Annotated in this window: 1 protein-coding gene; it reads left to right on the forward strand. The window is 35.2% G+C overall.

Features of this window, described 5'->3' with window-relative positions:
* Nucleotides 1–158 precede the first annotated feature (158 nt).
* The coding region (locus FDX22_RS21855; protein WP_222592554.1) for a bacteriophage terminase small subunit at nt 159–349 on the forward strand (191 nt) is incomplete at its 3' end.

Below are 349 nucleotides of genomic sequence, written 5' to 3' on the forward strand. Positions count from 1 at the left end.
TCTTGCTAAATCTTAATTATAGGGCTATATGCTCATATTTTGGCTTGTGAGAGCAGAGTTATCCAAGCGGGTAAACTTATAAGCAAAAGTTATTGCTGTTCTTAGAAGCGATTATATAGGCTTTAAACGATATAACCACATTTAAAAGAAAGGACAATATGCAAACACAAAACGGTGGCAGACCCACAATTTTACCTAAGATGTACGAAGAACCGCTATTTAGTCAAATCATTGATAAAATTGAATCAGGTTGCAACGATAGAGAAATCTACACAAGTTTGCATTGTTCAGCTAAAACTTTTAGAAAGTGGCGAGACGACAATATAAAGGCGTATGACGAAGCTAAAAG

Origin of the sequence: Citrobacter sp. TBCS-14 (assembly GCF_005280805.1) — a bacterium.
Classification (GTDB): domain Bacteria; phylum Pseudomonadota; class Gammaproteobacteria; order Enterobacterales; family Enterobacteriaceae; genus Citrobacter; species Citrobacter gillenii.